The following is a 24,010-nucleotide window of genomic DNA, read 5'->3' on the forward strand; positions in this document are numbered from 1 at the left end:
GTGCTCAGCATGATCGTGCTGTTCGGCTGGCAGTTTTTCATTGCCGGTCCGCAACTCGAACAGGCCCAGCGCCAGGCGGAAATAGCCGCTGCCCAGCAGGCCGAGGCCGATCAGCTTGCCGTTCCCTCGACCAGTGCCGATGGGTCAGCTGCCACCCCGACCACCGCGACCGATGCCCCGCAAGCCTTTGCCGACCGCACGACCGCGCTGGCGGCCACGGACCGCGTCACCATATCGACCGCCGACATTGAGGGTTCCATTAACCTGACCGGCGCCCGCATCGATGACCTGCAACTCAAGCAGTATCGCGAAACGGTCGATCCGGATTCTGCCATCATTGCTCTGCTTAAGCCCGCCGGCCTGCCCGACGCCTATTTCGTCGAACAGGGCTGGGCCGCGGCCGCCGGTTCTGATGTGGCGCTGCCCACCAGCCAGTCGGTTTGGACCGTTGAGGGTGACAATGCGACCCTCACCGCCGAAACGCCGGTGACCCTGCGTTTCGACAATGGCGCGGGCCTCATCTTCCACCGCACCTTTGCCGTTGATGACTACTACCTCTTCACCGTCACTCAGACCGTCGAAAACACCGGGGCGGGCGATGTGGCGCTGTTCCCCTACTCGCGTGTTGTCCGCCACGGCAACCCGCAAGTGCAGAATTTCTTTATTCAGCACGAGGGTCCCATCGGCGTATTGGGCTCAAACAATTATGTCGCCCGCAAATATGCGGACCTCCAGAACGAGAAGCAGGTCGATTTTTCCTCGACCACCGGCTGGCTCGGCATCGCTGACAAATATTGGGCGACGGCTGTCCTGCCCAAGGCCGGTACGGCGATCAATGCGCGCTTCGCCTATTCCCAGTCGGGCGGCACCAATGTCTACCAGACCAACTATGTTGAAACCCAGCCGGTCATGATCCCGGCCGGCGCCACGGTCAGCCATGAAGCTTATGTGTTTGCCGGCGCCAAGGAAGACCGGGTCATTGCCAGCTATCAGGAAACCTACGGCTTTGATCGCCTCGAGCTGCTCATCGACTGGGGCTGGTTCCACTTCCTGACCAAGCCGATGCATTGGCTGCTGGTCACGCTCTATGGCGTACTGGGCAATTTCGGCCTGGCCGTGCTGGCCGTAACGGTCATCGTCAAGGCCATCTTCTTCCCGCTGGCCAACCGGTCCTATGCCTCCATGGCCGCCATGCGCCGGGTGCAGCCGGAAATGAAGGCCATCCAGGAGCGCCTCAAGGACGACCGCGCCGCCCAGCAGCAGGCGATGATGGAGCTCTACAAGAAAGAGAAGATCAATCCGCTTTCCGGTTGCTGGCCAATCCTCATCCAGATCCCGGTCTTCTTTGCGCTCTATACCGTCATCTTCATCTCGCTCGAAATGCGGCACGCGCCGTTCTTCGGCTGGATCCAGGACCTGGCGGCGCCCGATCCGACCAATATTTTCACGCTGTTCGGCCTGATCCCCTGGGACCCCACGGTCATGCCGGTCATCGGCGGCTTCCTGCACCTGGGTATCTGGCCGGTCATCATGGGCATCACCATGTGGGTCCAGATGCGCCTGAACCCGCCCCCGCCGGATCCGACCCAGGCGATGATCTTCAACTGGATGCCGGTGATCTTCACCTTCATGCTGGGCACATTCCCCGCGGGTCTGGTGATTTACTGGGCCTGGAACAACACGCTCTCGATTGCCCAGCAGTGGTTCATCATGAAGCGGCATGGCGCCGAGGTGAACCTGTTCGGCAACATCATGGACAGCTTCCGCCGCAAGCCCAAATCGGCCGAACAAGGCAAGAGCTGAGCCATCTGACCCGTCTCAAGAAGGCCCGCCGCTCACCCGGCGGGCTTCTCCTTTGTGGAATCAAACTGCATGACCCAGCCAGACTACTCCCCCGACATCATCGAGCGTGGTCGCCTGATGTTCGCGCGGCCGTTTCTGTTCGTCAAAGGCTGCGTCAAGCTGGCCGACCTGCCGCCGATGGATCGGATCGAGATTGCCTTTGCCGGACGCTCCAATGTGGGCAAATCGAGCCTGATCAACGCCCTGTGCGGTACCTCTGGGCTGGCTCGCACCTCCAACACGCCAGGCCGCACCCAGGAACTCAATATCTTTGAGAGCCAGAGCGAGAACCTGCGCATCGTCGACATGCCGGGCTATGGCTACGCCAAGGCGCCCGAGCCCAAGGTGCGGGCCTGGACGGCGCTAATCCACCAATACCTCACCGGCCGCGCCACGCTGCGGCGCGTCTATGTGCTGGTGGACAGCCGCCACGGCCCCAAGGACAATGACCTTTCGGTGATGAACGAACTGGATCGCGCCGCTGTCAGCTACCAGGTGGTGCTGACCAAGGTCGACAAGCCATCAGCCAAGGACCTCGAGAGCAATATCGCGAAGACCCGCGCTGCCATCGCCAAGCGGCCGGCCGCCCATCCCGACATCATCGAGACCTCGAGTGAAAAGGGCACCGGCCTCACCCAGTTGCGAACCGAGATCGCCCTCCTGCTTGAAGGCTGATCGCCTCCCCTAAGAAACGAAGGGCGCCCCGCGGCGCCCTTTCCTGTGTCGCGTTCCTGCTGGCCGAACTGTCAGGCTGCTCGCCGTGTGCCGGCACGGCCCTGACCTTCCCGGCCAATCGAAAACACGGCCACTATCCGGTCCAGTTCGCCGGCCTGCGCCTCGGTCTGCTCGATTGACGCATTGGTCTGCTCCACTAGCGCAGCATTGTGCTGGGTAATCTCATCCATCTGCTGGACGGCCACGTGCACCTCATCAATGGCAATGGCCTGTTGCCGGCTGGCGGCGGTGATCTCCCCGATCAGCTTGGCGCTCTCGGTCACCGACATGTTGAGGGCGCTGATCCGTTCACCGATCTGCATCACCACCTCGGTGCCCGACTTGACCTCTTCCACCGAGATATCGATCAATTGCTTGATGTCGGATGAGGCCTCGGCAGCGCTCTGTGCGAGACGGCGCACTTCCACCGCCACCACCGCGAACCCCTTGCCTGCTTCTCCCGCCCGCGCCGCCTCGACCGATGCGTTCAGGGCCAGCAGATTGGTCTGGAAGGCGATGTCATCGATCAGGCCAATGATGTTGGATATCTTGGCGGACGAGGCCGAAATCTTCTCCATGGCAGCGCTCGCCGCTTCCATGGCCGCGCCGCTTTCCACCGCAATGCGCGAAGCTGACCCCACCGCTTGGTTGGCTTCCTCGGCGCGCCTTGCATTGGCGCCAACAGTCGTCGAAAGCTGCTCGACCGTGGCCGATGTCTGTTCAACCATCGCCGCCTGGCGGCTGGTCCGTTCCGACAAGTCGTTCGAACCCGTCAGAATTTCCCCGGTCGCTGTTTTCAACCGGCGAGAGGTTTCCTGCAGATCGCCCATGACCCGGGCCATGCGGTCAGCCACGGCATTGGTATTGTCCCGCAGCTCGGCGAAGGCGCCGGAAAACTCTCCCGTGACGCGCTGGGTCAGGTCAGCCCGCGCCAGGCCGGACAACACATGGCCCGTGGCTGTCAAACCGCGCTCCAGTGCTGCGAGCAAGGAGTTGACCTCATTGGCAAGCTGCCGCAGCTCGTCCTGTTCGTAATTGTCATCGACGCGCTCCGACAGGCGTCCTTGCATCACGGCCTGCAGGGTGGCGCGCAGATCGTCGGTCAGCCGATCGGAGGCTCGCCGACGCTGCCCATCGGAGACGCCACGCTGGCGCTCGCTCTCCTCCAGTGCGGCCTGCTGTACCAGGGCATCCCGAAACCGCCCAAAGGCGTCGAACATCACCGTCAATTCGTCCTGTGCCTTTTGCGCCGGGATGGCGACATCAGTCTTGCCGGAAGTCAGGGCCCCGGTGATATCGACCAGAGCTGCAAGCCGCTTGGACACCACGCCGCGGAATAGCAGGAAGACGCTGAGGCAACCCGCCGCTGCCGACGCTCCCGCCGCCGCCAACAGAGCCACGACCGTCATATTCCCTTGCGCCATCAGTTGGGCCAGCGCCACACCGCCGAAACCGAGGACCAGTGCCCCGAAGCCGACAAAGGCGAGAACGAGTTTTTGCGTGATGGAAAGCTGACCGAAGCGGCTCATGTGAATGCCTGATGCCCAGAACGAGTTGAGCCGTCAACATCCACCTGACATGGTTAATTCCAGCTTATCGCCGCGCGGCCGCCTGATGCATGAACTGTGCGATATAGTCGCGCAGCTTCGGGCTGTCCGAACCGGTTGAAAAAGAGGCCAGCGCAGATTCAATGACGTCATCCGTTGCCCGCCCGCGCCGCAATTCCACCAATGCCCGGCCATAGCTGTCGTCAAATTCCGGATGCGGTTGGAAGCTCAGGGCCTGGCCGGTGCGGTAGAACAGCCCGGCATGCGGCGCAAAGTCGGAAGCCAGAACGACCTCCGCCTCCGACGGAGGCGTAATTACCTGATCCTGGTGCGAGCAAACAACTGAAAGCGTCTCTGGCGCAGACGCCATGAAATCGGGACGCGCCACGACCTGATATTGGTGCCGCCCCAGCCCCCAGCCCTTCTCGGACTTGCGAACGTCGCCCCCGAGCGCATCGGCCATGACTTGATGCCCGAAACAGATACCGAGCATAGGCGTCCGCGCCGCATAGGCCTTGCGAATGAACTCACGCAATGGCGGCAACCAGTCGTGGTCTTCGTAAACACCAGCGGAAGAACCGGTTATCGCGATCCCTTCGAGTGTCGAAGGGTCGGGCAGTGGCTGTCCCCCGAGCACATCGATCGCATCGTGTTCGAACGCCATGCCCGTCGAGGAGAACATGGTCTGGAACATCTCACGATAGGGAGAGTAATCCTGTTCCAGCGGCTGGGGCACCCGCCCCACTTCGATTGTCGTGATTTTCATGGTCGCCCGCATCGTCGTTCGACCATGAGGTAATGCGTTTGAGGGGAAAGTAAAGCCGCTTTGCGTAGACCATTGCTGCTCCGCATCACGGCGCGCCCTGCCCCTTAGAGGCAAGGCGCTCGTAATACAACGAGGGATCAATTGCTGCCGTCATTGGGGCGAGCCTTGCGCCCGCCATCGCGCCGGTCTTCCTTGGTCTTGGCATCTCCGGCAGCCTGGCCAAAATGCGTTCCGCCCAGATGGCCGCCAGTGCTGACCTTATCCAGCTTTGGATCAGGGGTGTCCTGAGATTGATTTTTGTCGGTCATCATTCGCTCTCCTTTCGGGAGAACCAATGAGCGGGAAACCGCAATGTTCCCTCAACTATGCAGCCGGTTCGAACCGCAGGGCCAACCCGTTGATGCAATAGCGCAGACCAGTCGGTGGCGGGCCATCCTCGAAGACGTGCCCCTGGTGGCCACCGCAATTGGAGCAGTGCACCTCGATCCGGGTCATCCACAAGGAATTGTCCTCCTTGGTGCCGATTGCCCCGGGGATGAAGTCCCAGAAACTGGGCCATCCGGTGCCGCTGTCATACTTCGTTTCGGAATCAAACAGGGCCTGGTCACACCCAGCGCAATGGAAGATGCCAACACGCTTCTCGTTATTGAGTGCCGATGTGAAGGGGCGTTCGGTGTCCTCGTGACGCAACACCTGATAGGCGGCGGGCGAGAGCCGCTCCCGCCATTCCGCATCGGTCAGGGTAAACGGAAAATCCCCCTCTGCGGCCAGCGCAGACCGGCCCAGACCGAGTGCGGCAGCCAGGCTCAATATGGAACCATTGACCAATAGCTGGCGACGATTGAGAGCCATCACGCTTCTCCTCTAAATGACCGCTGCCCGGCGCTGGCCGGAAAGCGTTGTGCAAGAGAGACGTGACCACGAACGCGTGCAGGCGTCCATCTGGGTCACGTCAAGGTGAGGCTCCGCATATCGGGACGGTCGCATGCGGAGCCCTCTGTCCTGCACTATTCGTTGCTGTGCAGGCTTTGGTTACATCGCCGGCAGCAGAACCGCGTCGATGACGTGGATCACGCCATTGGACTGGTCGACATCGGCGATGGTGACGGTGGCCATGCCACCATTGGCGTCGGTGATCTTGACCATGTCGCCATCCAGGCTGAAGGTCAGCTCACCGCCCTGCACGGTCGCCGCGCTATACTCACCGCCATTGTCATTGATCAGCTGCACCAGGTCGCCCGAGTGAATGTCACCGGCAATCACGTGATAGGTCAGGACGGCAGTCAGCTGATCCTTGGCTTCGGGGGCAAGCAGCCCTTCAACGGTGCCTTCCGGCAAGGCTTCAAAGGCAGCATTGACCGGCGCGAACACGGTGAACGGACCTTCGCCCGACAGAGTCTCGACCAGGCCTGCGGCCTGAACGGCAGCAACCAGAGTGGTGTGGTCAGCCGAGTTCACGGCGTTTTCGATGATGTTGTTGGTGGCCGGCATGGCAGCACCACCAACCATTGGGTTGTCCTGAGCCACAACGGCACCGGCAACCGAACCGAAAGCCAGTACGGCAGCGACGGAGAGAGCGCGAAGAGAAAGAGTCATCTGTTAGTTCCTTCCTGTGTAATTCTGTTCCCACCCCTCGGATGGGACGCAGGAAGTTACGGAGCCCCGCCGCAGCCAGTTTCGCTTGGCTCCAAAAAATCGCCTGGAACCGAAGGTTTCTCAAAAAGCCATATACTTCAGTAGCTTGAAAGAACAACAGGCTTGTCCGACAGGCGTCAGGACAAGAAAAATTAGCAGTGATCCAACCGCCGCCCGGCCGCGTACAAAAGCCCCTTCATGCGGCCGGGTTCCCCTCGACAAACAAAAAAAGCCCTCCCGCGCGCGCGGGAGGGCTATCTGGTTTCATCTGGTCTGGCCGACTAGCCCCGGAGCCCCGACCAGGACGGGTCTGAAGCATAGCTTTCGGTGGGCACGGTCTGGGCTGCACGGCCCCAGATATCCACGCTCATCAGGCGCGGGCCGTCATTGCCGCCAGGATCCTGGAAGAACATGATGACGCGGCCATTGGGGGCCCAGGTCGGCCCCTCTGCGTGATAGCCCGAATACAGCAGCCGCTCACCGGACCCATCCGGGTTCATGATGCCGATATGGAATTGCCCGCCCGATTGCCGCGTGAAGGCGATGAGATCTCCATTGGGCGACCAGACCGGGGTTGAATAGCTGCCCTGACCAAAACTGATCCGCTGGGCATTTCCGCCACCGGCGCCCATCAGGTAGATCTGCGGCGAACCGCCCCGGTCGCTCTCGAAGATGATCCGGCTGCCATCGGGCGAATAGGAGGGCGACGTGTCGATCGCCGCACCCGAGGTCAGCTGCAAGGGCTGCCCGCCACCGGTGGAGACCGCATAGAGATTGGTCGCACCACCCTGCTCGACCGAAAAGGCCACCGTGTTGCCATCGGGCGAGAACCGCGGCGCAAAGGTCATGGCCCCCACATTAGCCAGCCGCTGCTGCCGGCCGGTCGAGAGCTGCAGCAGGTAGACCTGCGGATTGCCTTCGGCGAAGTTCATATAGGTGACCAGGTCACCATTGGGCGAGAACCGCGGCGTCAGCGCCATGGTCTGCCCATCGGTGAGATAGCTCACATTGGCGCCATCCTGATCCATGATGGCCAGGCGCCGCACCCGATTGGCCTTGGGTCCGCTCTCGGCCACATAGAGAACGCGGGTGTCGAAATAGCCGGTGCCGCCGGTCAGCTGCGAATAGATGGCGTCAGACACCAGATGCCCGATGCGGCGCGCCGAATTGGGATCGGTGGCATACGAATTGCCGACCACCTGCGCGGCCTGCTGTGTGTCCCATACGCGCACCGATGCTGTGATCTGCCCGCCGCGCTCTACTGCGCCCATCACCACGCCATCGACATTGGCCGTGCGCCACACATTGAAGTCGGGCGTTGCGTTCACATCGCCCACGGCCACCGGCAGCGAGGCCGGATCGAGCGGCAGGAACAGGCCGGACCGGCGCAGATTGTTGCGCACGATATCGGCGATCTCACGCCCGAAGGCCGGGTCGGAGGAGGCGAAGTCGGGTATGGCAATCGGCAGCGGCTGGAAGTTGGCGCCTTCCACCACGATGCGCAGCTGCGCCAGGGTCATTGGCGCGGTGGCCAGCAGGGCGCCGCCGGCAAGGCCAAGCTTGAGCGCTGTGCGTCGGTTGAACAGGGTCATCGGTCCTAAATTTCTCCGGTCATGCCGTTTTGGCCGCAGTTTGGCCAGCAAACTGGCAAATTCAAGGTCAGGGTCTGAGTTCCACTTCGATCTGCCGCCATTCGTCATAGGCGTCAGCCGAAAGCATGGTGTAGGGACCACATTGCATCACCGCCCGCTGCGCCGCCCGCGCTATCGCCTGCCCGGCAGTGGAAGGGTCGGACGCAACAATCTGCGGCGTTCCTGCGACACTGCCATCACGGTTCATGCTCACGCTCAGCGTCACATTCATGCCGCTGTTGAAATCGCTTGGCAGCAGGTTCCAGCAGGTCTTGATCTTGGCCACCAGCCCATCGATGGCCGTCTGGCTCAGACGCGCCGACGTGCCGGTCGTATCGCCCAGCGTCGGTGAGCCGCCCTGCCCGGTCGTCGCTCCGGTGGTCGGTGCATTGTTGATGATCGAGGAAATCTCGTCGGCCGTTTCCGAACTGATCTCGGTCGGCGGCGCCTGTTGTGCGGCGGCCGCAGCAGCCTGGCGTTGCCGTTCCTCCTCTTCCCGGCGGCGCCGTTCCGCTGCCAATGCCTGTTCACGAATTTGGGCAAGGTCGGTCGGTCGCGACGTCGGCAGCGCCACGTCCACCTGCGGCGGCGTTGGATCGGGGGTCGGTTCCGGCGTTGGTTCCGGCGTTGGTTCTGGCTCGGGCTCTGGCTCGGGCTCCGGCTCAGGTTCCGGCGTTGGCTCCGGCTCTGGTTCCGGGATCGGCTCGGGTTCCGGTGCAGGCTCTGGCTCTGGCTCAGGCGGCGGCGCAAGGTCCTCCGGCCGCGTCTGCGGCAGGGTCACCGGTGTTGGTGCTGGCTCGGGTTCGGGCGCAGGTTCCGGTTCGGGCGCAGGCTCCGGCTCCGGTGTCGGCTCCGGCTCTGGCGCAGGCTCAGCCTCAGGTGCCGGAGCCGTTTCTGTCACCGGGGCTGGCGTCGGCACATCGGCCGGCGATGGCGTCACCTGATCCTGTTCAGTATTACCCGTGGGCTGCGCCAGCTCGGCCGGATCTTCGCTTTCGACAGCCGAAGGCGTATCGGTCTCCACCACCTCGCTATCGAGCTGCCCCATGCGGATATTGGAGAATTCCTCGATCGGCACTAGGTCGACGGCAATGGACTGCACATTGGGCTGCAGCGGCTCGGTCAATCCCAGATTGACCAGACCGAGCACCAATAGCAGCACATGGGCAGATACCGAAACGACGAGGCCCGTACGCATGAGCGAGGTCTACCTCTCGCGCTCGGTGACGAGCCCGATCTTGGTGTAGCCGGCGGACGAGAGCAGCCCCATGACGCGCATCACGGTGCCATAATTGGCGGTGGTGTCACCGCGCAGATAAATGCGGTCTTCCGTGGTGGCCAAAGTGCCCATCGTGGCGACCAGCTCTGCCTCGCCCACCGGTGCCTCATCGACAAAGATCGCTCCATCGGGCGACACCGAAACCGTAATCGGCCGTGTCTGGCTCGGCAGTTCATTGGCCGCCGTACGCGGCAAATCCACCGGCACCCCAGAGGTCATCATCGGCGCGGCCACCATGAAGATGATCAGCAGCACCAGCATGACGTCGACCATCGGCGTCACGTTGATTTCGCTCATGATCGCCCGGCTCTTGCGGCGCCGGCGGCGCCCGCCGCCTCCGCCGCCTGATGCGACACCCATGCCCATGTCAGCGGCCCCGCGCTTCGAGCTGACGGGAAAGAATGGTCGAGAACTCGTCGGCAAACCCTTCCAGCCGGCCGATCATCTTACCGGCATCGGAGGAGAGCTTGTTATAGGCGATCACGGCCGGGATAGCGGCCACCAGGCCAATCGCGGTGGCAAACAGCGCCTCGGCGATCGGCCCGGCGACGACGGCCAGATTGGTATCGGACGATGCCGCAATATTGGTGAAGGCATTCATGATGCCCCAGACCGTACCGAACAACCCGATGAACGGCCCAGCAGACCCCACCGTCGCCAGGAAGCTCAATCGCTTCTCGAGATATTCGCTCTCGCGGGAAATGGCCACATCGAGCACCTTGTCGAGCCGCTGCTGCATGCCCACAAAGCTCGCCGCATTCTGCTCGTGGCTCCGCTTCCATTCCTTCATGGCGGCGACGAAAACCGCGCCCAGCCCGCCCGAGGGCCTTTCAGCCTGCTGCTGGTAAAGCTCCTCCAGCGACTGGCCGGACCAGAAAGTCCGCTCAAAACGGTTCATTTCCGCCTGCGTCCGGCGATAGGTAATGGTCTTGTCTATGATGATGGCCCAGCACCAGATCGAAGCGGCGAGGAGCCCCAGCATGACCGACTTGACCACAAAGTCAGCGGCCCAGAACAAACCCCAGATGGAAAGGTCAGCATGCGGAGCGACCGTTCCCACAGCATCCATGGCTTCCATGCAATTATCCCTTTCGGCGGGCCTCAGGCGTCGGCCCCATGCGGGCTGCGATGGGGACGAAATCTGTCAAAATTAAGAGAAATGCCCGCAATTCCGGGCGCTGGTGGGGTCCGGCGCGGCGCAAATCTGCCTATTGGCTCCTTATGGTCACCAAAGGGTTAATAAACCGATTCCGGAACCGCACCCGTCATTTGCGCCAGATCAAGAACCCGCACGCCCACCAGGATCATACTGGCTTCACAATGGCCGCGACCTGTTCGGGGCGGAGGCCATAGGGAGGCAGATGCAATGTCACATATTGTTGTTCTCGGCGCCGGCCTTGGCGGCACCATCATGGCCTATGAGCTGCGCGACAAGCTCGGCACCGAACATCGCATATCAGTCATCAACAAGGGCGCCCGCTATTCCTTTGTGCCTTCCAACCCCTGGGTGGCCGTTGGTTGGCGCGACCGCACCGATGTCGAGATCGATCTCGGGCCGGTCCTTGCCCGCCGAAATATCGACTTCTATCCCCAGGGTGCCCGTCGCCTGGACCCTGCTGCGCGCAGGATCGAGCTGCTCGACGACAGCGCCATCGACTATGATTACCTGGTCATTGCCACCGGCCCCGAACTTGCCTTCGATGAAATCGAAGGGTTTGGTCCGGAACACGAGACTCAGTCGGTCTGTTTCGTGGATCACGCCGTATCGGCCAAATCTGCATTCGAGCGTCTCGTGGCCAATCCCGGCCCCGTGATCATTGGCGCCGTACAAGGTGCGTCCTGCTTCGGACCGGCCTATGAGTTCGCCTTCATCCTCGACAAGGCCCTGCGCGACGCTAAGGTACGCGACAAGGTCCCGATGACCTTCGTCACCTCCGAGCCCTATATCGGCCATCTGGGGCTGGACGGCGTCGGCGACACCAAGGGCCTGCTCGAAAGCGAGATGCGCCAACGCCATATCAAGTGGATCTGCAACGCCAAGGTCGACAAGTTCGCCGATGGTCATCTCCACGTCGCCGAAATCGGCGAGGACGGCCAGGCCGTCGGTCAGCATGACCTGCCTTTCACCTATGCCATGATGCTCCCCGCCTTCCGCGGTGTCGCGGCAGTGCGCGACATTGAAGGGCTGACCAATCCCCGCGGCTTCATCCTTGTCGACAAGTATCAGCGCAATCCGGCCTTCCCCGAGATTTTCGCCATCGGCGTTTGCGTCGCCATTCCGCCCACCGGCAAGACCCCGGTGCCGGTCGGCGTGCCCAAGACCGGATTCATGATCGAATCCATGGTGACAGCCACCGCGCACAACATTGCCAATCTGGTTGCCGGCAAGCAGCCACAGGCCGAGGCCACATGGAACGCCATCTGCCTTGCCGATTTTGGCGATGGCGGCGTCGCCTTCGTGGCCCAGCCGCAAATCCCGCCCCGCAACGTCAATTGGGCATCCTCGGGTAAATGGGTGCACGCGGCCAAGATCGGCTTTGAAAAATACTTCCTGCACAAGATGCGGTCTGGCACCTCCGAACCCTTCTACGAAAAGCTGGCGCTGCAGGTGCTTGGCATCGACAAGCTCAAAGCCATCAAGCTGGATGACTCGGCGCCGCCGAATTGAAGGTTCAGGCGCCCGGTACTAAAAGGGCGCGCAGATCGGCGGGCAGCCGAGCCGGTCCGCCACTCATCTTGATGGCGACCACGGTGACCCGGGCGCTGGCAATGACAGTCTCGCCACGCAGGGCCGACTGCTCAAGCACCAGGCGAACCCCGCTCGACGCCGCAACCGCGGTCTGGATGGTCAGCAGATCGTCGATCCGCGCGGCGGCGGCAAAGTCGATCTCCATGGACCGCACGGCAAAGGCGATCCCCTGCTCGGCCAACTCACTGTGATGCACGCCCAGATCGCGCAGGAACTCGGTCCGGCCGCGTTCGAAGAACTTGAGATAGGCGGCGTGATAGACATTGCCCGAAAAATCGGTGTCTTCGTAGTAGATGCGGACAGGGATGCGATGGTTGCTCATGGCGCCTTGTAGTCCAGGCCACGTGCCTTGAGCGCCGGGTCCAGTTCGTCGAAGCTCTTCGGCCCTACGCCATGCAGGTCCGCAACATCCTTCCGCGCCCATTGTGCCAGATCGGCATAGGTGTTGATCCCGGCCGATGCCAGCGCCCGATGAGCCGGACGGCTCAACTTGAGCGTTCCGGCGATCGGATCGTCAGGCTTGCTCATTGCTACCCCGTTCATCATGGGTCACATGAACATGGCCATCGGGCAGCCGGCGCAGGAAATCGGGCAGCCAGCGTGGCTTGAGGTTGAAGTCCTCCAGGGCCGCGCCAGCAATCGGCACCCAATAAAAAGAGAGGATGTGCCCTTCATCGGGCCGCTGCAACCAGGGCGAAGCGCCATTGGGCGCCTGTCCCGGCAGTTCCACGGCGTAGAAAAACCCAAGCTCATGAAAGTCCTCTTCGTCGCGCCGGTAAAAGCTCTCCGACGTGGCGATCATCCGCCCCAGCGTTGCCGGCATGGCCAGCTCCTCTTCCATCTCACGCTCAAGGCTGAGCCGGCTATCTTCGCCCAGCTCGATCCGCCCGCCGGGCAGCATGGTGTAGTCGTCATCGTCCTCGCGGCAGACCAGCACATGCCCATCGACAATTATGATCCCGGCCGCGCGGAAATTGAACCGCTGCCCGTCAATGGGAAAGCTGATGACATGCCGGGCGCTCATTCCCCGTCCTCCTCGAACAGGCTCGATTGCAACCCGACAAAACCCTGCGGCACCACCTTGCCCAAGTGCTGGAAGGCAATCGCGGTCAGCGTGCGGCCGCGGGGGGTGCGCTGGATGAAGCCCTGCTGCAGCAAATAGGGCTCGACGATCTCCTCGATCGCGTCACGCGGCTCGCTCAGCGCCGCCGCGATGGTTTCAATACCCACCGGCCCGCCATTGTAGAAATCTGCAATCGTGTTGAGATAGCGCCGGTCAAGCTGGTCCAGCCCCCGCGCATCGACGTCCAGCCGCAGCAGCGCCTTGTCCGCCACCGCCCGGTTGACCTCTTCGGCGCCATCCACCATGGCAAAATCGATCACCCGGCGCAGCAGGCGTCCTGCGATACGCGGCGTCCCGCGCGAGCGGCGAGCGATCTCCATGGCCCCGTCCGGCGCCATCGCCATGCCCAGCAGCCTTGCGCCACGGGTGACGATCTGCACCAGTTCCTCAGGCGTATAGAAATTGAGCCGCACCGGAATGCCGAAGCGATCGCGCAGCGGCGTGGTCAGCAGCCCCGCGCGCGTCGTCGCGCCCACCAGGGTAAATTTGGCTAGGTCAATCCGCACCGAACGCGCCGCCGGCCCCTCGCCGATGATCAGGTCGAGCTGGAAATCCTCCATCGCTGGGTAGAGCACTTCCTCGATCGCCGGATTGAGCCGGTGGATTTCGTCGATAAACAGCACATCGCGTTCTTCGAGATTGGTCAGCAGCGCCGCCAAATCCCCCGCTTTGGCAATCACCGGGCCGGATGTGGCACGAAACCCGACGCCCAGCTCCTTGGCGATGATCTGCGCCAGCGTCGTCTTGCCCAGGCCCGGCGGCCCGACAAACAGCACATGATCCAGCGCCGCGCCGCGTTTCTTGGCCGCTTCGATAAACACCTCAAGATTGGCGCGCGCATCGGCCTGCCCGACAAAATCGCTGAAGCCCGAGGGGCGCAGGGAAACATCAAGATTGTCATCGCGGCCGGCGGATGCGGAGGTCAGATTGGTCACGCCTGTCCTACTGAATGCTGGAGACCGGGACGCAGGCCGAGCGCACGGCCGTCTTGTCCTTGAGGTCAGGGTTCTTTCGCGTCATGCGGAAAAACATCTTGGTCAGATAATCGAGCCGCGCATCACACGACCACCGCGGCAGTGGCTTGGCAGGATCGTGAAAGTAATAGGGCTTGGTCGAGCCATCTGCCTCAACAAACCAGATAGCCACGGCCGTCGCTTCATTCTGGTTGGCCACCGCTGGTGGCACAGCGGCCAGCATTGTGAGCACGCTTGCCGCAAGGATCCCTGCCCGCATTCCATTTCGGATCATGGCGCTTTCCCTCGTCCGCTTCCGTTCTCGTTACTGCTCAAGTGCTCAATTCCCTCAGCCCGAGCCGGATCAACTTCTCGGTCGGCGTATCCTCGCCTTCCTTGGCCACCACCCGCGCCACCGCCGACGAGGCCTGCGCGCTCGAATAGCCCAGATTGGTCAAGGCCGACACCGCATCGCTGACATTGCCCGCGGCCACGCCCTCGCCCAGCGCGCTCTGCAGGCCCAGGGTGCCTGCATCCACTGCGCCGATGGTCGGCACCTTGCCCTTGAGCTCGGTGACAACGCGCATGGCCAATTTTGGCCCCACGCCATTGGCGCGACCGATCATCGCCTTGTCCTGCAGCGCCACTGCGCTCGACAACTCGGCCGGTGACATCACCGAAAGGATCGCCAGGGCCACCCGTGAGCCGACCCCCTGGACCGTGGTCAACAGGTTGAACCAGCTCTTTTCCGCTTCGTTGGCAAAGCCATAAAGGCGGATCAGGTCCTCGCGCACGATCGTCTCGATAAACACCACCGCCGCCTCGCCTACGCGCGGCAGTGCCTGCAGCGTCCGTCCCGAGCAGAAAACCTCGTAGCAAACCCCGCCGCAATCGATCAGCACCCAGTCATCGCCAAAACTGTCGACCAGGCCCTTCAATTTTCCGATCATGCCAGGGCTCCCATGCGACGCGCCGAAACCCGGTGATGCGCGTGGCAGATCGCCACAGCCAGCGCGTCGGCCGCGTCCGCGCCTTTCACCACCGCGGCGGGCAGCAATGTCTTGACCATCAGGCCCACCTGATTCTTCTCCGCATGGCCGGTCCCCACCACCGACTTCTTGACGAGGTTGGTGGCATATTCGGCGACAACAAGCCCCCGTAGAGCCGGCACGACCAGCGTGACCCCGCGCGCCTGCCCCAGGATCAGCGCCGAGCGCGGCCCGGCATTGACGAATGTCTCTTCCACGGCGGCCTCATCGGGCCGGTACTGGTCCAGCACCGCCCCCAGCGCCTCCGCCAGCGCTGCCAGGCGATCGGCCAGCGCCCCATCGATCGGTGGCGTCAGCGTGCCGCCGGCCACATAGCTCAACCGATTGTCCACCGCTTCGATGATGCCCCAGCCGCAACGCCGCAGCCCCGGATCAATGCCGATGATTCGTACCGTCTTGGTCATGGTCTTCCTTGTAAGCAGCAGACCGCAGCTTACCAAGCCCGAAGTGAACAAATAGGCAACAAAATACACTTGGGCAGCAGCGCTGCATAAAGATTTAGCTATGCTGGAAACCATCCGTAGAGGGACGAACTCTACCTTGAAATCGGGAATGCAGGAAATGGGGCGCAAATGTCCGCGAAAGTTAACCGGCCGCAACGCAGGTCTTTCTCGGGACTTCAAAAATTTAGCGGAACCAATGATGCGATGAAGGCGTTCTCGATTTTCCAACGAGAGTGCATATATCGATCCGTCATGAGCCGTTGCAAGTATTTTAACAGTTTACATCTTGAATTTAGCACGCTGCCGGCAATTACAGAACACCAGAGAAAAATGCAAAGGGGTTGGTATTCTGTTGGTCATTTCGAGTGGCACTTTGACACACCGCCGTGACGGCGAAATGTCATAGCCAGACCTAATCCCCGGCGCGACTGGCCGGGCCGCTCAATTTTCAGATCGAGTCACTTGCGATGCTGTTTTCAAAGACCATGGCACTACCGGGTTGGTCCAGTGTGGGCCGATGGACCCTGTTCGGCACACTTGCCTGCGTGGTGGCATCATTGGTCTTCACTGCTGTGCTGTTCAAGGATCTGGACGCCGAATTGACCCGCCGACTATTCGTCGGCGCCACCGTTGTACCAACCATCATCGGGGCCCCGCTCTTTTTCTTCTTCAGCCTGCGATTGCGCACTCTCACCCGGGCCAATTTGCGCCTCAACCGGGTCGCTCGCACCGACGGACTGACTGCCTGCCTCAACCGAAGCGCCTTCACCAGCCGCGTCAATGACTGGCTGGCAAAGGCGCCCGCCGATGCCAGCGGCGCGCTTCTGATGATCGATGCCGACAACTTCAAGGCCATCAATGACCGCTACGGTCACGAACACGGCGATGCGGCGCTGACCATCATCGCGCGGGCCATTCGCTCGACTTTGCGCAGTGGCGACATCGTTGGGCGCATGGGCGGAGAAGAATTTGCGGTGCTCCTTCCCGGGGTCAACCAATATCAGGCGCAGATCGTGGCTGAACGCATCCGCCTTTCCGTCATCGTCACCTGCTTTGCCCCGGAGGGCCAAGCCCATCCGCTTTCGGTCAGCATTGGCGGCGTCGCGTTTTCTGCGCCCACCAATTTCGCCGAACTGTTTCGCATCGCCGACCAACACCTTTATGGCGCCAAGCATGCCGGCCGCAACGCGGTTGTGGTAGCCAGCGTCGAAGACCACCCGATCATAAAACTGCCGCTCAGCGCCTGACACAAAAAGGGCGGCCTTCTGGACCGCCCTTTTGTCGATAGCGCTTTTCCTGGCCCTCAGACGCCCAGCTTGGCAGCGTCTTCATCGCTCATGTCGAAGTTCGAATAGACGTTCTGCACGTCATCGTCTTCTTCCAGGATGTTGATCAGCTTGAGGAGCGTCGCACCCTTTTCGGCATCGATCGGCGTCTGGTTCTGTGGCCGCCAGATGGCCTTGACCGACTCGGCCTCACCCAGAACCTTCTCGAGCTCGGCCGACACCTCGGCCATGTTCTCGAAGCTGGTATAGATGTAGTGATTCTCGTCGTCGCTCTCGACGTCGTCGGCGCCGGCCTCGATGGCGGCCTCCATCACCTTGTCTTCCGAACCGGCAGCGGCCGGATAGGTGATTTCGCCCACCCGGTCGAACATGAAGCCGACCGAACCGGTTTCGCCCAGCGCGCCACCATTCTTGGAGAAATAGGAGCGCACATTGGACGCGGTGCGATTCCGATTGTCGGTCAGTGCCTCGACGATGACGGCCACGCCACCGGGGCCATAACCCTCATAGCGGATCTCATCATAATTCTCCGCGTCGCCGCCCGCTGCCTTCTTGATGGCGCGTTCGATATTGTCCTTGGGCATGGACTGGGCGCGCGCATTGGCGATGGCCAGGCGCAGGCGTGGATTGAAGGCGGGATCGGGCTGGCCCATCTTGGCCGCCACCGTGATTTCGCGGGCCAGCTTGGAAAAGATCTTGGACCGGATCGCGTCCGACTTGCCCTTGCGGTGCATGATGTTTTTGGCGTGGGAATGGCCAGCCATGGGTAACCTCGGATATGCAATTCTGGAGTTCGAGGCCGCTTATAGGGGGGCGCAGCGCAAAAATAAAGCGCCTGCCCGGCGTGACACCGGGCAGGCCTGGTTGCGCAGCCTTTGATCAGCCCGGATCGTGCTTGTTCCAGATACTCTGGTCGATCTTTCCGGCCAGCTCGGGATAGTCCGCCGCATGGAACAGCGGCACCTTGCCGGCCTTGCGTTGGGCCCGATAGTCCTTTGTCAGCTTGGCCACGGTGCCCGAGAGCAACACGATCGCGATCAGGTTGACCGTCGCCATCAGGCCCATGGAAGCGTCGGCCGCGTTAAAGACAGTCGCAACGCTCTCATAGGCACCCCAGACCACCATGGCCAACACACCTAACCGCAACACGGTCAGGCCCGGCCTGTTCCCGACCCTGAGGAAGGTCATGGCGTTTTCGGCATAGGAGTAATTGCCGATAATCGAGGTGAAGGCGAAGAACAGGATGGCGATGGCAATGAAATATTGCCCCGCCCCACCAATGTGAACCGTCATCGCCGCCTGCGTCAGCGGCGTTCCGGTCAATTCACCGCCCTCTACCATCACGCCCGAGAGCAGGATCATCAGCGCCGTCGCCGTACAGATCAGCAACGTATCAATGAACACGCCCAGCGCCTGCACGAAGCCTTGCGAGGAAGGATGGTGCGGATCGGGCGTCGCCACGGCCGCAATATTGGGGGCCGACCCCATGCCTGCCTCGTTGGAGAAGAGGCCCCGCTTGACCCCATTGAGCAGCGCCCCGGCGAGGCCGCCACCGGCAGCGTCGAGCCCGAAGGCCGACTGCACGATATGCCCCAGCATGCCCGGCACTTCGCCGATGTGGATCGCCACCACATAGAGCGCCACCAGCAGGTAGAGGACGGCCATGAATGGCACCACGATCTCGGCCACCCGCGCAATCTGCCGGATACCGCCAAAAATGACGATGCCGGTGAGCAGGGCCAGTGCCACGCCAACCCATAGCTTGTCGAACCCAAAGGCCCCCTGCATCGCATCGGCGATGGAATTGGCCTGCACGGCATTAAACACCAGCCCGAACGCCAGGATCAGGCATACCGAAAAAATCGCTCCCGCCCAGGGCGCCTTGAGCCCCTTGGCGATATAGAAGGCCGGACCGCCGCGATATTGTCCGTCCTCGTTCTTGACCTTGTAAAGCTGGGCCAAGGTAGATTCGGAATAGGCCGTGGCCATCCCGACCAGCGCCACCATCCACATCCAGAAAATGGCACCCGGCCCACCCAGGTAAAGCGCGACTGCCACACCGGCGAGATTGCCCGTGCCGACCCGCGAGGCGAGGCTGATTGTGAGAGCCTGAAAGGGTGAGATACCGGCGCTGTCCCCCTGGCGCGAGCCGAGTACGGCGCGGAACATCTCCCCGAAATTGACGAACTGGATAAAGCCCAGCCGGATCGTGAAGAACAGACCTACCGCCAGAAGACCGTAGATGAGGACATAGCCCCAGAAAATATCGTTGAGAAAATTGATGATTGGATCGAGCACGGCCCCATTCCCCGCTTACGTGGACGATTGATCGGCACTGCCTGCCGCGTCCGGGGCCAGTCTGTTCTGATCAAGCCATTCACTATAGAGGCGCCCCAAGCGCAACATCTCGATCCGACCTCAATTATTCGGTCAGAGCAAGGGGGAAATCTGCCAATAGACGCGAAGCTAAAAGTCGGGCAGCGCCTGCGCCAGTACGCCACCAACGCGAAGCGGCGCGATCTTTCGGCAGAGGCCCGTCGCTGGATCGGTCTCCACCGCCACGCCACAAAGGGTCGCCTCGCCCTCGGCCGGGGTGAAGCGTCCGCCCGGAATGCCGGTCAGGAAGCGGTTGAGCGGTTCATCGGTATCGGTGCCGATAATGCTATCGAAGTCTCCGCACATTCCCGCATCAGCCATGAAGCCGGTTCCACCCTTGAGCACGCGGTGGTCGGCCGTGGGAATATGGGTATGCGTGCCCACAACCAGGCTCGCCCGGCCATCGAGAAAATGGCCCATGGCCTGTATCTCGGATGTGGCCTCGGTATGAAAATCCACAATCACCGCATCAGCCACTTCCCCCAGGGGACAATCGGCAAGGGCCGCCTCGACAGCGCGGAACGGGTCATCAATGGGCGGCATGAAAACCCGTCCCTGTGCATTGACCACCAGCACACGGTGCCCCTTGCGGCTTTCCACCAGCATGGCGCCGCGCCCCGGTGTGCCGGGCGGATAGTTCAGCGGGCGAAGCAATTGCGGCTCGCGCTCGATATAGCTCAGGGCCTCGCGTTGGTCGAAAGCGTGATCGCCCAGGGTGACGATATCGGCCCCGGCATCACGCAGGCCTTGATAATGGCTCTCGATCAGCCCCTTGCCGTGGCTCGCGTTCTCGCCATTGACCACCACAAAATCGAAACCGTAATCGGCAATCAGTCCCGGCAGGCGTTCGGCCACCGCGTCGCGGCCGGACCGGCCCATCACGTCACCCAGAAACAGAAATTTCATGCTGCCGAACCGAGGAACCGCACCCCGTTCTCGGTAACGATCACATCCAGCGGCACGTCATGGGCCTCCCGCGGCACATGCGGCACTTCCTGCGCCGCGAAAGCCAAGCCGACCAGCAAAGGCTTTTTGGGAAGCGCTGCCAGGGTGCGGTCGTAATAGCCGCCACCATAACCGAGGCGCGTCCCTTCATTGTCGAAGCCAAGCAGCGGCATGAGCACCAGGTCGGGCACGGCCCGCGGCGACAGGTCGGATGGTGCCAATGTACCAAAGCCGGCCTCGTAAAGCGGCGAGTCTGCCTCCCAGACACGCATATCCAGCGGCGCTTCGGCTCCCTGCACCACGGGCAGAACCACCTTCTGTCCGCTATCCATGAGGCGCACGAGGATGGGCTGACAGTCCAGCTCATCGCGAATGCGCCAATAGCCGGCGATCACGTCTTCGGGCGCATAGGCCACGGTCTCAAAGAAATGTCCGGCCACCGCCTTGGCGGCCTCCGCGCGCTCCTCCGCCGAAAGGGCGGCGCGCGCAGCATGTGCCTCCACGCGCAATGCGGCCTTTGCTGCTTCGATTGCCTGGTCCGCCATGCGCCCTCATCGTCAAAAAATACAGTGCCGCCCTGGCCGTGGGACTTGCGATCCCGGGAACCTACATACGTAGGTGGGCGCCGTATGTCCGAGCCCACGGGCCCGGTCAGGGACAGCTCCCTTAGGATCGATTAAGGCCCCGGGGATGTGTGTGTCCTCACGCGCCGGGCAGCGACACGAGATATAGGCGTTTCCGGTCGGGGCTGCAAAGCGGCAATGCAGATTTTCCAATCTCGTGATCGACTGAACTCACGGCAATGTCACCGCCGCGTCCAGCGTATCGGCCACACCTTCCAGCGCCTTGGCCGCTTCGGCCAGCTTCTCGGCAAACTGCGCCTCGGTGTTTTCCAGCTCCGTGGCAATGTCCTGCCCGGCCTGGGTCAATTCGGCGATCTGCGCCTCAAGCGCCTTGATCTTCCGCTCAGCCTCGGAAAGTTCATCGAGCACGGCGATCCCCGCCATAACCGTCAACCGGTTGTCGCCGATCTCGCCGACAGCGCCCTTGAGCCCCTCCACCTGTGTGTTGAAGCGCTCCGCCAGCCCGATCAGGTGCCCCTGCTGGCCTTCCTCGCAAGCCATGCGGTATTTGCGGCCATTGATCTCGACATTGACTTCAGGCACGGCCTACTCCGCCTTCTGCAGGACTGAGCGCACGGTTTCCATTGCCTCAACCAGACGCCGCGACACCTCATGCGCGCTGTCGTCGAGGCGCTTGGCCCGCGCCGCCGTTTTGTCGAGTTCAGTGGCCAGCCGGGCCCGCTCATGCACCAGTCTTTGCGTATCGACATCGATACGCTGCTGCCGCTGCAGACGGACGCCCAGCTCCTTGGCACTGGTGTTCAGCCGCGCCAACGCCCGATCGAAGCGCGCCGTGGCCGCAACCAGCCCCTCTTCAAGCTCCGTCTCACTCATGGCCGCTACTGCCCTCAAGACGCGACGATTCCAACCCTTCCAGCCTGCCCCAGCGATTGTGGCAATGCAACCGCGTTCACGCCCGGACCCCCGGATTTCCGGCGTCCAACCGAACGCAAGTGGCCCCTGCTGACATTGACAGGCAAGACGAACCTGTTATGGCTCAACCCCGCCTTTGGGAGGAGGCTGCCCTGCGCCCGCTCCCGACATTTCCTAGCCTTTTTCAAGCGAGCGGTCTCTCCATGACGAATACAGCCCAGCAGAACGATTTGGCCAATGCGATCCGGTCGCTGAGCATGGACGCAGTCGAAAAAGCCAATTCCGGCCATCCCGGCCTGCCAATGGGCTGCGCCGACATCGCCACCGTGCTCTTCACCAAGGTCATGAAGTTTGATCCCGCCGATCCCCATTGGGCCGATCGCGATCGCTTCATCCTCTCGGCCGGCCACGGCTCGATGCTGCTCTATTCCTCGCTCTACCTGCTTGGCTACGAAGACATGACCATCGATCAGGTCAAGAACTTCCGCCAGCTCGGCTCCAAGACCGCCGGTCATCCCGAATTCGGTCACGCCACCGGCATTGAGACCACCACCGGTCCGCTCGGCCAGGGCCTCGCCAATTCGGTCGGCTTTGCCGTGGCCGAAGCCAAGCTCGCCGCCGAATTCGGCTCGGACCTCGTCGACCACCATACCTATGTACTGGCCGGTGACGGATGCCTGATGGAAGGCATTTCCCAGGAAGCCATCTCGCTGGCCGGGCATTTGAAGCTCAACAAGCTCATCGTCATCTGGGACAACAACGACATCACCATCGACGGCAAGGTGTCCAACGCCGACTCTACCGACCAGATCGCCCGCTTCAAGGCGGTGGGCTGGAACACCATCGAGATCGACGGCCACGACCAGGCCGCCATCGAAAAGGCGCTCAACGACGCCAAGGCTTCGACCGACAAGCCGACCCTGATTGCTGCCAAAACCACCATCGGCTTCGGCGCGCCCAAGAAGGCCGGCACTGAAAAGGTCCATGGCGCTCCGCTCGGCGCCGAGGAACTCGCTGGTGCCAAGGCGGCCCTCGGCATCGACTACCCCGCCTTCGAAATCCCCGCCACCATTCTCGAGGCCTGGCGCGCCGCCGGCAAGCGCAGCCAGAACCTGCGCGGGGAATGGGAAGCCCGCCTCAACGCCTCGGACAAGAAGGCCGAATTCACCCGCCGGATGGCCGGCAAGCTCCCGGCCGACTTCTCCGCCGCCATGGCCGCCTACAAGAAGAAGCTGGCCGAGGACAAGCCTAAGGTTGCCAGCCGCAAGGCGAGCCAGATGGCCCTCGAGATCATCAACAAGACCGTGCCCGAAACCCTTGCCGGCTCGGCTGACCTCACCCATTCCAACCTCACCAATACGCCCGAGACCCTGCCCTTCCAGGCCGACAATCGCCTCGGCCGCTACATGATGTATGGCATCCGCGAGCACGAAATGGGCGCGGCCATGAATGGCGTGGCGCTGCATGGCGGCCTCATCCCCTATGGCGGCACCTTCATGGTCTTTACCGACTATGCCCGCCCCGCCATCCGCCTGTCCGCCCTGATGGAACAGCGCGTCATTTACGTCATGACCCACGATTCCATCGGTCTGGGCGAAGACGGCCCGACCCACCAGCCAGTGGAACACCTCTTGGCCCTGCGCGCCATTCCCCACCTCCTGGTCTTCCGCCCGGCCGATGCCATGGAGACCGCGGAATGCTGGGAATTGGCCATGGAGGCGCACAAGAACCCCTCCATCCTCGCCCTTTCCCGCCAGAACCTGCCGGCTGTGCGCACCGAATATTCGGCCGAGAACAAGTCCGCCAAGGGCGCCTACACCCTGGTCGGCCCAGCCGATGCGGACGCCGTGATCTTTGCCTCCGGCTCGGAAGTGGCCATCGCCGTCGAGGCCCAGAAGGAATTGACCGAACAGGGCATCAAGGCCCGCGTTGTCTCGGTCCCCTCCATGGAACTCTTCGCCAGGCAGCCCGAAGCCTACAAGGCCGAAGTCCTCGGTTCCGCCAAGGCCCGCGTGGCGGTGGAAGCCGGCATCGAGATGAGCTGGAACAAGCTTCTGGGCGATAAGGGCAAGTTCGTAGGCATGCACTCCTTCGGCGCTTCCGGCCCGATCGACGCGCTCTATGCCCACTTTGGCCTTACGTCCAAGGCCGTTGTTGAAGCCGTCACCAGTCAGTT

At 62.3% G+C, this 24,010-nt stretch carries 27 protein-coding genes and 1 other RNA gene; 5 read left to right on the forward strand and 23 right to left on the reverse strand.

Annotated elements, in window-relative coordinates; translation table 11 throughout:
- Both yidC and yihA read left to right on the forward strand, forming a co-directional pair.
- Positions 1-1,803, forward strand: a 1,803-nt coding sequence (yidC, locus tag QZ564_RS15020) for a membrane protein insertase YidC (protein WP_297111681.1), incomplete at its 5' end; no start/stop codon positions are given.
- Positions 1,804-1,872: 69 nt separating this feature from the next.
- Complete coding sequence (gene yihA, locus QZ564_RS15025; RefSeq protein WP_297111684.1) at positions 1,873-2,517, forward strand: ribosome biogenesis GTP-binding protein YihA/YsxC; 645 nt, start codon at positions 1,873-1,875, stop codon at positions 2,515-2,517.
- A gap of 71 nt (positions 2,518-2,588) precedes the next feature.
- Here yihA and QZ564_RS15030 read toward each other — a convergent pair whose 3' ends face one another.
- The 9 genes from QZ564_RS15030 to tolQ form a co-directional block, all read right to left on the reverse strand.
- Positions 2,589-4,085, reverse strand: coding sequence for a methyl-accepting chemotaxis protein (locus tag QZ564_RS15030; RefSeq protein WP_297111687.1), 1,497 nt, complete (start codon positions 4,083-4,085; stop codon positions 2,589-2,591).
- A gap of 64 nt (positions 4,086-4,149) precedes the next feature.
- A complete protein-coding gene (locus QZ564_RS15035; protein ID WP_297111690.1) occupies positions 4,150-4,869 on the reverse strand; it encodes a gamma-glutamyl-gamma-aminobutyrate hydrolase family protein in 720 nt (239 codons plus the stop codon).
- A gap of 137 nt (positions 4,870-5,006) precedes the next feature.
- Positions 5,007-5,177 (reverse strand): hypothetical protein, encoded by a 171-nt coding sequence (locus tag QZ564_RS15040; RefSeq protein WP_297111693.1) that lies wholly within the window; start codon positions 5,175-5,177, stop codon positions 5,007-5,009.
- Between the two features lie 55 nt (positions 5,178-5,232).
- Positions 5,233-5,721: a peptide-methionine (R)-S-oxide reductase MsrB gene (msrB, locus tag QZ564_RS15045; RefSeq protein ID WP_297111696.1), complete on the reverse strand. Its 489-nt coding sequence runs from the start codon at positions 5,719-5,721 to the stop codon at positions 5,233-5,235.
- A gap of 180 nt (positions 5,722-5,901) precedes the next feature.
- Positions 5,902-6,465: a fasciclin domain-containing protein gene (locus tag QZ564_RS15050; protein WP_297111699.1), complete on the reverse strand. Its 564-nt coding sequence runs from the start codon at positions 6,463-6,465 to the stop codon at positions 5,902-5,904.
- Positions 6,466-6,785: 320 nt separating this feature from the next.
- Positions 6,786-8,096, reverse strand: a complete 1,311-nt coding sequence (gene tolB, locus QZ564_RS15055; RefSeq protein ID WP_297111703.1) for a Tol-Pal system beta propeller repeat protein TolB — start codon at positions 8,094-8,096, stop codon at positions 6,786-6,788.
- A 67-nt stretch (positions 8,097-8,163) separates the two neighbouring features.
- Positions 8,164-9,333 carry a hypothetical protein gene (locus QZ564_RS15060; RefSeq protein WP_297111706.1) on the reverse strand — a complete coding sequence of 390 codons (1,170 nt, stop codon included), beginning with the start codon at positions 9,331-9,333 and terminating at the stop codon, positions 8,164-8,166.
- 9 nt (positions 9,334-9,342) lie between these two features.
- Complete coding sequence (gene tolR, locus QZ564_RS15065; protein ID WP_297111709.1) at positions 9,343-9,780, reverse strand: protein TolR; 438 nt, start codon at positions 9,778-9,780, stop codon at positions 9,343-9,345.
- Between the two features lies 1 nt (position 9,781).
- A complete protein-coding gene (gene tolQ, locus QZ564_RS15070; RefSeq protein WP_297111759.1) occupies positions 9,782-10,483 on the reverse strand; it encodes a protein TolQ in 702 nt (233 codons plus the stop codon).
- 297 nt (positions 10,484-10,780) lie between these two features.
- On the opposite strand from tolQ, the gene QZ564_RS15075 reads away from it, so the two are divergent.
- Positions 10,781-12,082 carry an FAD-dependent oxidoreductase gene (locus QZ564_RS15075; protein ID WP_297111712.1) on the forward strand — a complete coding sequence of 434 codons (1,302 nt, stop codon included), beginning with the start codon at positions 10,781-10,783 and terminating at the stop codon, positions 12,080-12,082.
- A 4-nt stretch (positions 12,083-12,086) separates the two neighbouring features.
- Here QZ564_RS15075 and ybgC read toward each other — a convergent pair whose 3' ends face one another.
- The 7 genes from ybgC to ruvC are packed head-to-tail and all read right to left on the reverse strand — an operon-like array spanning position 12,087 to position 15,692.
- Positions 12,087-12,485 carry a tol-pal system-associated acyl-CoA thioesterase gene (gene ybgC, locus QZ564_RS15080; RefSeq protein WP_297111715.1) on the reverse strand — a complete coding sequence of 133 codons (399 nt, stop codon included), beginning with the start codon at positions 12,483-12,485 and terminating at the stop codon, positions 12,087-12,089.
- Positions 12,482-12,691 carry a DNA-directed RNA polymerase subunit alpha C-terminal domain-containing protein gene (locus QZ564_RS15085; RefSeq protein ID WP_297111718.1) on the reverse strand — a complete coding sequence of 70 codons (210 nt, stop codon included), beginning with the start codon at positions 12,689-12,691 and terminating at the stop codon, positions 12,482-12,484. Before QZ564_RS15085 ends, ybgC begins: the two co-directional genes overlap by 4 nt.
- Positions 12,678-13,187: an NUDIX domain-containing protein gene (locus QZ564_RS15090; protein WP_297111721.1), complete on the reverse strand. Its 510-nt coding sequence runs from the start codon at positions 13,185-13,187 to the stop codon at positions 12,678-12,680. The genes QZ564_RS15085 and QZ564_RS15090 overlap by 14 nt, the downstream gene beginning before the upstream one ends.
- Positions 13,184-14,221, reverse strand: coding sequence for a Holliday junction branch migration DNA helicase RuvB (gene ruvB / locus QZ564_RS15095; protein WP_297111724.1), 1,038 nt, complete (start codon positions 14,219-14,221; stop codon positions 13,184-13,186). The genes QZ564_RS15090 and ruvB overlap by 4 nt, the downstream gene beginning before the upstream one ends.
- A gap of 7 nt (positions 14,222-14,228) precedes the next feature.
- Positions 14,229-14,534, reverse strand: coding sequence for a hypothetical protein (locus QZ564_RS15100; protein ID WP_297111727.1), 306 nt, complete (start codon positions 14,532-14,534; stop codon positions 14,229-14,231).
- A 37-nt stretch (positions 14,535-14,571) separates the two neighbouring features.
- Positions 14,572-15,189, reverse strand: a complete 618-nt coding sequence (gene ruvA / locus QZ564_RS15105) for a Holliday junction branch migration protein RuvA (RefSeq protein ID WP_297111730.1) — start codon at positions 15,187-15,189, stop codon at positions 14,572-14,574.
- On the reverse strand, positions 15,186-15,692 hold the full coding sequence (gene ruvC / locus QZ564_RS15110; protein ID WP_297111733.1) for a crossover junction endodeoxyribonuclease RuvC: 507 nt from the start codon (positions 15,690-15,692) through the stop codon (positions 15,186-15,188). The genes ruvA and ruvC overlap by 4 nt, the downstream gene beginning before the upstream one ends.
- Positions 15,693-16,198: 506 nt before the next feature.
- On the opposite strand from ruvC, the gene QZ564_RS15115 reads away from it, so the two are divergent.
- Positions 16,199-16,978, forward strand: a complete 780-nt coding sequence (locus QZ564_RS15115; RefSeq protein ID WP_297111735.1) for a GGDEF domain-containing protein — start codon at positions 16,199-16,201, stop codon at positions 16,976-16,978.
- A gap of 56 nt (positions 16,979-17,034) precedes the next feature.
- On the opposite strand, the gene QZ564_RS15120 is transcribed toward QZ564_RS15115, so the two are convergent.
- The 7 genes from QZ564_RS15120 to QZ564_RS15150 all read right to left on the reverse strand — a co-directional run bounded on the left by QZ564_RS15120 (position 17,035) and on the right by QZ564_RS15150 (position 21,795).
- Complete coding sequence (locus QZ564_RS15120; protein ID WP_297111738.1) at positions 17,035-17,781, reverse strand: YebC/PmpR family DNA-binding transcriptional regulator; 747 nt, start codon at positions 17,779-17,781, stop codon at positions 17,035-17,037.
- A 115-nt stretch (positions 17,782-17,896) separates the two neighbouring features.
- On the reverse strand, positions 17,897-19,315 hold the full coding sequence (locus tag QZ564_RS15125; RefSeq protein WP_297111741.1) for a sodium:alanine symporter family protein: 1,419 nt from the start codon (positions 19,313-19,315) through the stop codon (positions 17,897-17,899).
- A gap of 168 nt (positions 19,316-19,483) precedes the next feature.
- Entirely contained in the window at positions 19,484-20,299 is an 816-nt protein-coding gene (locus tag QZ564_RS15130) for a TIGR00282 family metallophosphoesterase (protein ID WP_297111744.1), read from the reverse strand.
- Positions 20,296-20,883, reverse strand: a complete 588-nt coding sequence (locus tag QZ564_RS15135) for a 5-formyltetrahydrofolate cyclo-ligase (RefSeq protein ID WP_297111747.1) — start codon at positions 20,881-20,883, stop codon at positions 20,296-20,298. Before QZ564_RS15135 ends, QZ564_RS15130 begins: the two co-directional genes overlap by 4 nt.
- A gap of 20 nt (positions 20,884-20,903) precedes the next feature.
- Positions 20,904-21,061, reverse strand: a non-coding RNA gene (gene ssrS / locus QZ564_RS15140) — 6S RNA.
- Between the two features lie 71 nt (positions 21,062-21,132).
- Positions 21,133-21,504, reverse strand: coding sequence for a cell division protein ZapA (zapA, locus tag QZ564_RS15145; RefSeq protein ID WP_297111750.1), 372 nt, complete (start codon positions 21,502-21,504; stop codon positions 21,133-21,135).
- Positions 21,505-21,507: 3 nt separating this feature from the next.
- Positions 21,508-21,795: a DUF4164 family protein gene (locus QZ564_RS15150; protein WP_297111753.1), complete on the reverse strand. Its 288-nt coding sequence runs from the start codon at positions 21,793-21,795 to the stop codon at positions 21,508-21,510.
- A 242-nt stretch (positions 21,796-22,037) separates the two neighbouring features.
- Between QZ564_RS15150 and tkt the strand changes: the two genes are divergently transcribed.
- Positions 22,038-24,010, forward strand: a 1,973-nt coding sequence (tkt, locus tag QZ564_RS15155; protein WP_297111756.1) for a transketolase, incomplete at its 3' end; no start/stop codon positions are given.

Origin of the sequence: uncultured Devosia sp., assembly GCF_913055165.1 — a bacterium.
Lineage (GTDB): Bacteria > Pseudomonadota > Alphaproteobacteria > Rhizobiales > Devosiaceae > Devosia.

What these genes read in the sequence shown, in the direction of transcription:
- QZ564_RS15135 (WP_297111747.1), bottom strand. Translation starts at nt 20,883, where the DNA reads ATGGCGGACCAGGCAATCGAAGCAGCAAAGGCCGCATTGCGCGTGGAG.
- QZ564_RS15100 (WP_297111727.1), bottom strand. Translation starts at nt 14,534, where the DNA reads ATGATCCGAAATGGAATGCGGGCAGGGATCCTTGCGGCAAGCGTGCTC.
- ruvC (WP_297111733.1), bottom strand. Translation starts at nt 15,692, where the DNA reads ATGACCAAGACGGTACGAATCATCGGCATTGATCCGGGGCTGCGGCGT.
- QZ564_RS15035 (WP_297111690.1), bottom strand. Translation starts at nt 4,869, where the DNA reads ATGAAAATCACGACAATCGAAGTGGGGCGGGTGCCCCAGCCGCTGGAA.
- ybgC (WP_297111715.1), bottom strand. Translation starts at nt 12,485, where the DNA reads ATGAGCAACCATCGCATCCCTGTCCGCATCTACTACGAAGACACCGAT.
- QZ564_RS15075 (WP_297111712.1), top strand. Translation starts at nt 10,781, where the DNA reads ATGTCACATATTGTTGTTCTCGGCGCCGGCCTTGGCGGCACCATCATG.
- QZ564_RS15115 (WP_297111735.1), top strand. Translation starts at nt 16,199, where the DNA reads ATGCTGTTTTCAAAGACCATGGCACTACCGGGTTGGTCCAGTGTGGGC.
- ruvA (WP_297111730.1), bottom strand. Translation starts at nt 15,189, where the DNA reads ATGATCGGAAAATTGAAGGGCCTGGTCGACAGTTTTGGCGATGACTGG.
- QZ564_RS15130 (WP_297111744.1), bottom strand. Translation starts at nt 20,299, where the DNA reads ATGAAATTTCTGTTTCTGGGTGACGTGATGGGCCGGTCCGGCCGCGAC.
- QZ564_RS15150 (WP_297111753.1), bottom strand. Translation starts at nt 21,795, where the DNA reads ATGAGTGAGACGGAGCTTGAAGAGGGGCTGGTTGCGGCCACGGCGCGC.
- QZ564_RS15090 (WP_297111721.1), bottom strand. Translation starts at nt 13,187, where the DNA reads ATGAGCGCCCGGCATGTCATCAGCTTTCCCATTGACGGGCAGCGGTTC.
- tolR (WP_297111709.1), bottom strand. Translation starts at nt 9,780, where the DNA reads ATGGGCATGGGTGTCGCATCAGGCGGCGGAGGCGGCGGGCGCCGCCGG.
- QZ564_RS15060 (WP_297111706.1), bottom strand. Translation starts at nt 9,333, where the DNA reads ATGCGTACGGGCCTCGTCGTTTCGGTATCTGCCCATGTGCTGCTATTG.
- QZ564_RS15030 (WP_297111687.1), bottom strand. Translation starts at nt 4,085, where the DNA reads ATGAGCCGCTTCGGTCAGCTTTCCATCACGCAAAAACTCGTTCTCGCC.
- QZ564_RS15085 (WP_297111718.1), bottom strand. Translation starts at nt 12,691, where the DNA reads ATGAGCAAGCCTGACGATCCGATCGCCGGAACGCTCAAGTTGAGCCGT.
- QZ564_RS15120 (WP_297111738.1), bottom strand. Translation starts at nt 17,781, where the DNA reads ATGGCTGGCCATTCCCACGCCAAAAACATCATGCACCGCAAGGGCAAG.
- QZ564_RS15040 (WP_297111693.1), bottom strand. Translation starts at nt 5,177, where the DNA reads ATGACCGACAAAAATCAATCTCAGGACACCCCTGATCCAAAGCTGGAT.
- msrB (WP_297111696.1), bottom strand. Translation starts at nt 5,721, where the DNA reads ATGGCTCTCAATCGTCGCCAGCTATTGGTCAATGGTTCCATATTGAGC.
- tolB (WP_297111703.1), bottom strand. Translation starts at nt 8,096, where the DNA reads ATGACCCTGTTCAACCGACGCACAGCGCTCAAGCTTGGCCTTGCCGGC.
- yihA (WP_297111684.1), top strand. Translation starts at nt 1,873, where the DNA reads ATGACCCAGCCAGACTACTCCCCCGACATCATCGAGCGTGGTCGCCTG.
- QZ564_RS15050 (WP_297111699.1), bottom strand. Translation starts at nt 6,465, where the DNA reads ATGACTCTTTCTCTTCGCGCTCTCTCCGTCGCTGCCGTACTGGCTTTC.
- tolQ (WP_297111759.1), bottom strand. Translation starts at nt 10,483, where the DNA reads ATGGATGCTGTGGGAACGGTCGCTCCGCATGCTGACCTTTCCATCTGG.